The sequence below is a fragment of the Thalassoglobus sp. genome (assembly GCF_048270125.1).
Classification (GTDB): Bacteria; Planctomycetota; Planctomycetia; order Planctomycetales; family Planctomycetaceae; genus Thalassoglobus.
This window is the reverse complement of the sequence record NZ_JBLWTN010000032.1, coordinates 56,002-63,316: the sequence shown is the minus strand read 5'-3', so window position 1 is coordinate 63,316 and position 7,315 is coordinate 56,002. Positions and strand designations below refer to the sequence as shown.

General features: G+C 50.0%; 6 protein-coding genes and 1 tRNA gene. 3 read left to right on the top strand and 4 right to left on the bottom strand.

All coding sequences use genetic code 11. The features are described 5' to 3' along the window. Positions 1-156: 156 nt before the first annotated feature. Both ACN0YR_RS22395 and ACN0YR_RS22390 read right to left on the bottom strand, forming a co-directional pair. Positions 157-354 (bottom strand): hypothetical protein, encoded by a 198-nt coding sequence (locus ACN0YR_RS22395; RefSeq protein WP_417851437.1) that lies wholly within the window; start codon positions 352-354, stop codon positions 157-159. 60 nt (positions 355-414) lie between these two features. Next, positions 415-1,611 (bottom strand): tyrosine-type recombinase/integrase, encoded by a 1,197-nt coding sequence (locus ACN0YR_RS22390; protein WP_417851436.1) that lies wholly within the window; start codon positions 1,609-1,611, stop codon positions 415-417. Positions 1,612-1,696: 85 nt separating this feature from the next. Between ACN0YR_RS22390 and ACN0YR_RS22385 the strand changes: the two genes are divergently transcribed. The 3 genes from ACN0YR_RS22385 to ACN0YR_RS22375 all read left to right on the top strand — a co-directional run bounded on the left by ACN0YR_RS22385 (position 1,697) and on the right by ACN0YR_RS22375 (position 4,407). Further along, positions 1,697-1,769 (top strand) — tRNA-Lys (locus ACN0YR_RS22385). A gap of 192 nt (positions 1,770-1,961) precedes the next feature. Then, complete coding sequence (locus ACN0YR_RS22380; protein ID WP_417851435.1) at positions 1,962-3,395, top strand: MBOAT family O-acyltransferase; 1,434 nt, start codon at positions 1,962-1,964, stop codon at positions 3,393-3,395. A 703-nt stretch (positions 3,396-4,098) separates the two neighbouring features. Next, on the top strand, positions 4,099-4,407 hold the full coding sequence (locus ACN0YR_RS22375; protein WP_417851434.1) for a hypothetical protein: 309 nt from the start codon (positions 4,099-4,101) through the stop codon (positions 4,405-4,407). A gap of 46 nt (positions 4,408-4,453) precedes the next feature. On the opposite strand, the gene ACN0YR_RS22370 is transcribed toward ACN0YR_RS22375, so the two are convergent. Together ACN0YR_RS22370 and ACN0YR_RS22365 are read right to left on the bottom strand one after the other, a co-directional pair. Next, on the bottom strand, positions 4,454-6,007 hold the full coding sequence (locus ACN0YR_RS22370; RefSeq protein WP_417851433.1) for a potassium/proton antiporter: 1,554 nt from the start codon (positions 6,005-6,007) through the stop codon (positions 4,454-4,456). After that, positions 6,007-6,879: a universal stress protein gene (locus ACN0YR_RS22365; RefSeq protein WP_417851432.1), complete on the bottom strand. Its 873-nt coding sequence runs from the start codon at positions 6,877-6,879 to the stop codon at positions 6,007-6,009. Before ACN0YR_RS22365 ends, ACN0YR_RS22370 begins: the two co-directional genes overlap by 1 nt. Positions 6,880-7,315 lie beyond the last annotated feature (436 nt).

The following is a 7,315-nucleotide window of genomic DNA, read 5'->3' as shown; positions in this document are numbered from 1 at the left end:
TGAGAACCAAAGAATCATCATAACCCCAATTCGCATCAAGACTTCTTTCAAATCCAGAAATACGGTTAACGGCGTTGCGTGCCACCCGCCCGCTTTTGATTCGACGAATAACAGTCGAGGGAGTGACACCAAGAGACTTGGCAACTTGAGCAACAGTTAGCACTTGACTGCTCCTGTTGATTGAACAATTGAGCAGCCACGCTTCGAGAGGACTTCACCGAGCAACTCAAGTGGAACCTTCGTTGCTTCTAGGTCGCCTTCGTCGTACCGGCGAACGAACACTCGAATAGCATTTGCTGCTGTGTTCGCGTCGTCCGGTTGTTGTTGATTTTCAGAAACAGTCGACTTGACCATTTTTAACACCTCCTAATAGCACTGGAGGTGTCCAACTTTTGTCTAGTTTTTTCTTGAGATTTAGCCCGTCTTTTGCTCTTTTCCGTGGTGTTTTACTGGAGAATATATTTTCAAAGAATCTTTTGAGTGTTTCGTTCTGTCTAAATTGGACAGCCCGAACAGCCAGTTTCGCACATGTTCACAGACCGCTTTCACTCTTTTCGGGTCAATCTCCTCGCGGTAGACGCCTGCCATTGAGTTGTCGACATGCCCCATGACGAGGTCGACCGCTTGTTGGTCGTTGGCATTACTGGCGACAGTCTCAAAGGTGTGACGGAGCGCGTAGAAGTTGAGACCAGGTTGACTGATTCCGAGAGCCTTCATCGATTGACTGAACCGTTTAGCGATCCGGTCCACGTTCGTCCCGGCTGGTGTTGTGCGGACGAGCTGGTAACCGCGGCGAGTGCGAAAGAACGTCTCTTTGTGTGCGGGGTCAAGCCTCTCGAGCGCAGACAGGGTTTCAGGCCACAACCAGGCCAGTCTATCAACTGCCGTTTTAGGACGTGGAAAACTCAAGTAACCATTCGCGGCGTTTATCACCGCGGGAAGCGTCGCGCAGTCGGTGTTTCCGAATCCGCAATTGATCGCCAGAAGAATCATTGCCCCGAGAGAACTGTCAGAGACCTTGAGTAAGGAGAGAATCTGCTCTTCCGAGAACATCCGCTTTGCTTTTGACTGCCTCTCTCGTCGCTTGATTGTCTTCGATGGCTCCTTGAACATCGGGCCAAAATTGACCGGCCTCTCGATGAACCGCATGTCGTAAGCGTACTTGAAGATCGACCGTGACCATCTGACATAATTTCCGATTGAGACCGGATTGCGTCCCTTAGAGAGATGTATTCGTAATCGCTGGAAGTCCTCCGGGTCCAGTAGTTCAACTGGCGTCCGAGGCTTCAGGATCGGGACAATCAGTTCAACCGTGTCGGTGTAGCACTTGAGTGTCCGCGGGGAGAGTTCGCCGACTTCGACCATCTCTGATTTTGCAACGCAGAATTTTTCGCAGAGTTCGAGGACTGTAATCCCCTCCCCTCGCTTGGGGACTCTGCCCGCCTGAAGTTCGTCACGAGAATCCAGGTACGATTCCAGAGCAGAATCAGGATCGTCCCAGACCCCGAAGAAGTGAGTCTTGCCCTTAATCTTCTTCGCCCACTGCCCGTTTCGATGGGCGTAGAGTGGAAAATCCGCACTTGGTTTAGTAGGCTTCTTGGGCGTAGACATAGTTCACCGGGCGTCGTTGGTGGCGTCGTGATGGATTTAGTAACCAAGACGCTACCAACGAAACCCGTTATGTGTCAAGCATTTAGCCCCTGTAGCTCAATTGGTAGAGCAACTGACTCTTAATCAGTAGGTTCAAGGTTCGAGTCCTTGCGGGGGCATTTGCAAATTTTCTCTCAAGAAAGATCGGCAGTAAGATGTAAATCTTGCGATGCTTTTCGCTCTAAAGTGAGATCGGATTTTGCCAAATTTTGACTTCCCACTAAAGTGACTCGAGAGAGATTCTGAAGAGGCCCGGGTAAGTGGTCTGAACAAAATTGGTTAAAAATATGCGCTCAGCAAGGGCCACCTAAATGCTGTTCAATTCGTTTTCATTCTTGATTTTTTTTGTGTGCGTTCTTCTGCTGCACTACCTGCCCCTCCCATGGAGGGTCAAGAAGTTTAATCTCTTGTGGGCCAGCTACCTTTTCTACGCAGCTTGGAATCCTCCATTTGTTGCACTTCTTTGGCTTTCCACCATTGTGGATTGGTATTCAGCCAAAGTAATAGGCTTCTCTCAATCTCAAGCAATTCGTCGAGCTGCTCTATTGGTCAGCCTCAGCGTGAATCTTGGGCTCCTCTGCTTCTTCAAATATGGAAATTTCTTACTTGAAAATTTTGCTGCACTCACAGCCGCACTTGGAATCGAATATGTTCCCCCGGAATTGAATGTCATCCTTCCGATTGGGATCTCATTTTATACTTTCCAGACCCTCTCCTACACGCTGGACATCTACCGAGGAAACGCAAAGCCTTGGAGTTCCTTCCTGGACTTTGCACTTTATGTCACCTTCTTCCCTCAATTAGTCGCGGGACCAATTGTTCGAGCTGTTGACTTCCTTCCTCAATGTCTAACAGTAAGGAAGGCGTCAGGGAAGGAGTTTGGATGGGGTCTGAACTTACTTTTGCTTGGCCTGTTTCAGAAAGTCGTGGTTGCGGATGGATTACTGGCCCCTATCGTCGAACAGGTCTATGATGCGGCTACTGTTAATTTCGTGTCTGCATGGATTGGAACGTTTGCTTTCACAGGGCAGATTTTCTGCGATTTCGCGGGGTATTCGACATGCGCTATCGGTGTTGCGATGTGTCTTGGGTTCGGTCTTCCTGATAACTTTCGCTTTCCCTATGCAGCCATCGGATTTTCAGACTTTTGGCGTCGTTGGCACATCTCTCTTTCAACTTGGCTCCGTGATTACCTCTACATTCCATTAGGAGGAAACCGCATCAGCCCAACTCGTACTCAGATAAACTTAATGCTGACCATGTTGATAGGTGGACTTTGGCATGGAGCGGCTTGGACGTTTGTAGTTTGGGGCGGGCTTCACGGCTGTTTTCTTATGCTCGAACGCAGACTGCAAAATACTTCCATTTCTGGATGGATGGTCTGGAAAACAATCGCAGGCCGTATCTTACTTGCGATCGCAACCTTCTTGTTGGTATGCATTACATGGACCTTTTTTCGTGCCGAATCACTTAGACAAGCCTTGGACATGGTCCAAAGTATGATCGTCCCAGGCCTTACCTCCACTCTTCACAGCAACGGAGTGGTCGGGAAGTGGGATATTTTTGTCACACTTTCCACCACCGCAGCGATGCTACTTATTCATTGGACTTTACGAAACACCACTCTGGAAGAAGCCGTCGACCGACTACCATCCTTTGTGTGGGTGGGAATCAATGCTGCCATGCTTACCGCGATTGTCATGATGCCTGGAGAGGACCGTGCCTTTATCTATTTCCAATTCTAATTTCCCCCACCATCGCTCCCCAAATAAGAACTGGTTACTGATTTGGGGAACGACGCTAGCGGTTGCAGTAGGTATCGTTTCAGGAGCTGAAGTGTATTGGCGTTCTCAGGGGCATCGCCCTTCAATCCCCGAGAGCGCTGTATTCTGGAGTTGCCATAGATCGCAGGTCTCCGATAACACCTCTAAGCAGGTCGTTCTCCTAGGGGCCTCAAGGATTCAGCTTGGTTTTTCCACAGACGCTTTTCGAGAACGATACCCTGACCATAAGTTGACTCAATTAGCGATTGGTGGCAGAGCCTCATCGGTTGCAGTACTCCGAGACCTTGCTAACGAAGAAAGCTTTCGAGGCATTGTAATCTCCTCAATTGTTGCGCCTTGGTTTGAGGAAGGCTTATGGGATACCCAGCAAGAGTACGTGAAGTACTATCGCCACGCCCATAGATTCCATAAAAAAAATGACAGTCTAATTGTTTCGTATCTGCAAAGTCATCTCGTAGCTCTCGGCCCACAATTTCGTTTTGATAAAGTACTACGCAGCCTGCTTGCCGGAGACCCGCTTCCAAAACCAAACTACTTAATTTCTCGGTATGATCGTTCAATGCTTGCTGATTATTCCTTATTGGACATTGAGGCTCACCGGAGGTTTCGAATTGAAAGAGCGCAAGCTTCGAGCCATCACAAACCTCCAATTCCTGAGATATGGATGGAAGACGTCAAAAAAGTCGAAGAGTGGGTTCAACAAATCGCAAGTCGAGGAGGACGAGTTGTCTTCGTTCGCTTTCCAACATCTGGTGAACACTGGGTACTGGACAATTCACAATATCCCAAATCTGAGTATTGGGATCGTATGGCGGCGTTTACATCAGCGGAAACCATTCACTTTACTGACGTCCCGGCATTGACACAGTTTGAGTTGCCCGACACGTCTCATCTCGATTATCGCGATGCGCCTGCTTTCACGAACCGGCTCTTGGATGAGCTTGAAAAACGTGGAATTCTCCCTGTTCAGTAGCTGTCAATGAAAATTTACTTTCAGCCTCTTGGTGAGTTTCGTTGCATCAGGGATTTTGGGGTGGGCGGTTTTGAATCGATGAGTTGTTGACGGCTTCCGATTCTGCTTTTGGCTCTGGCCCCGGTTCTGGCTCTGGTGAGGTGGATGGGCGGGAGAAGAATTGGTCGACTTGGGTTCGGAGAGCTGGGCGCAGGACGACGATCACGTGATCGCCGCTTTCGATTTGAAATCTTCCTTGAGGCATGATGATTTCTTGGTCACGGGCTATCAAAGCGACCACAACACCCGCTGGGAATTGGAGTTCTCTGAGTGTGCGGCCTGCTGCGCGGCAACCGGGCTCGACATAGTAGTCGACGATATCTCCATCGATGTCGCGCAACGAACTGATCTCAAGCGTCACAGGCGTCGGGTGTTGCTCAGGGTCTTCAAGCTTTAGCAATCGAGCTGCGGGAGGTAACGTCCAGCCCTGAATGAGCGCCGAGACGAGTACAACCACAAAGACGGTGTCAAACATCACCGATGCGCCTGGCAGACCCGCGAGCATCGGGAATGTCGCTAGAGTAATTGGAACGGCCCCTTTCAATCCGACCCACGACAAAAAGAGTAATTCGTGGAAGGAGAACCGAAACCAAGAGGCACACAGAAACACGGCAACAGGGCGAGCGACAAGAATCAGAACCGCAGCAATCAGCAATGTCACTCCCGCGACATCCATTAATCGGCTGGGGAAACTCAATAAACCGAGTGTCATGAACATCAAAATCTGGCAAATCCATGCCGCAGCATCGTGAAATAACAGGATGCCTCGATGGAACACAGGACGTCGATTGCCGATCACGATTCCGGTCAGATAGACCGCCAGAAATCCACTTCCGTCCAGGACGGCTGCCAACCCAAAGGAAAGCAATGCCAGAGCAGTCGCCATCACCGGATATAATCCGGCTGCGCCGAGTTGAATGTACTTGAGCCCCCAAACTCCTCCATACCCGACAAGTATCCCAGCAACCGATCCGACAACCAGTTGAGTCAGGAACAAACCGAGCAAAGCTGGCCCAGGTGCAACAGCACCTGTCAACAATTGAATCAAACCGACGGTCAGGAAAATTGCCATCGGGTCATTCGATCCACTCTCAACCTCCAGTGTTTCTGCCAATCGCTTACGGATGCAGACGCCCCCGGATCGAAGGACTGAAAAAACCGCAGAGGCGTCCGTCGAACCAACAATACTCCCCAGCAAAAGCCCTTCAAGAATTGAGATTTTGAGTATCCACGATGCCGCCAATCCAGTGATCACGGCGGTAATCAGGACTCCGAGACTTGCAAGGACCGCGGCCGGTTTCCAGACGGACCGAATTGATTTGAGTGAGGTGCGAAGACCACCATCGAAGAGAATCAGACACAAGGCGATTGTGCCGATCGCATTGGCCAACGAGTAGTCCTCGAAGTCGATTCCCCCCACTCCCTCCGAGCCAGCCAGCATCCCGACAAGCAGGAACAGGAGCAGCACGGGGACACCGATACGAGTGGACAACTTGTTCGATGCGATGCCCAGCAGGAGGAGAATCCCGGAGGCTAAAATGAGAGTTGCAATATCCGGCATCAGGACTCAATTCCGTTTTGGAGCGGGGGCACAGCAAGCACGTCTCGATCAGAGCTTCGCAATACGCCCTCTGTCACGCTTCCCATCAGTACTCGAGCAACCTTCGATCGGCCGCACGTTCCAACTACGATCAATTCCGCCGACAACTCGATGGCTGTCTCACGGATCGTTTCAGCGATGTCGGCAGTGTCCGGTTTTAGAATCGTTGACAGACCCTCAATGTTGATTCCTTCAATGAACGACGCGAGCTCTTCGCTTGCCCGTTTCCGTTCTCCTGCGATATAAGAATGCTTCTCTTCAACGCTTAACGACGCCCGACTCATCAGCGCCGTCCCAGGAGCACTAAACACATGAAGAAGTGAAATATTGAGCTGATCGAGTAAGCCGATTGATTTGGCAGCAAGGATCATTGTTTTTGAATACGCGGAAAGGTCTGTCGCTACGACAGCTCGACGATACGATCCGGCTGGGACACCGTTGGCTGTCAAAACGGGACGACCTGCAGTACGGATCGTTCGCTCAGCTGTTGTTCCAACCAGGATATTTTTGAGAATCTGCCGACGGTGCGGCCCGATGACGATTAAGTCAGCATTCAGGTCGTTTGCCGTTTTCGTGATTCCCGAAAACGGGTTGTCGAGAACAACACGGAACTCGCAGTTTAAGCCGTCAATTTCCTGGAGAGTACTCGTCAACTTCTCAAGCAATTGGGTTGAAACATCCCGCTCGGCCAGCACGATCTCCTTTGCCTGATCGTTATCAACAACGTGAACCAGATAGAGCTTGGAATCGAAATCACGCGCCAGCAACTTCGCGCGTTGGATTGCACGATCCGAGCGTTCCGAAAAATCGGTTGCGACTACTATGGTCTTCATGACTCTACTTACCGGCGTCAATCTATGGAGAGAGGACTTGAATAATTTCGTGTATCCGTGCTCGGGGAGAGTGCTTTTCATGTGGAAAATTGCACAGATCCACGATTTAGACCCCGAACACCAATTCGAAAAATTCTATTGTATCCGAATCCGTTTGTAAGGGATTCGGAAACGTCGTAACATAACGAATCGGGTTTTAATTTGCTCACGAAATTTGCATAAACATCGAAAATCGACACTCCGCTCTGAGGCTGCGAACAGATTGAAACGGTTTGCAATCTTCGCTAATCTAGAGCCCGTCGAGAGTCATAACAAATCTGTGTGAGAAACACCGCCTTGAATTGACCATTCAAGCTGTGAAGATTGATGTTATCTTTACTGCTTTTCCGGGTGAACTCTTCCATAGCTCGGTAATCCGCTCCATTTAGGTCCTACT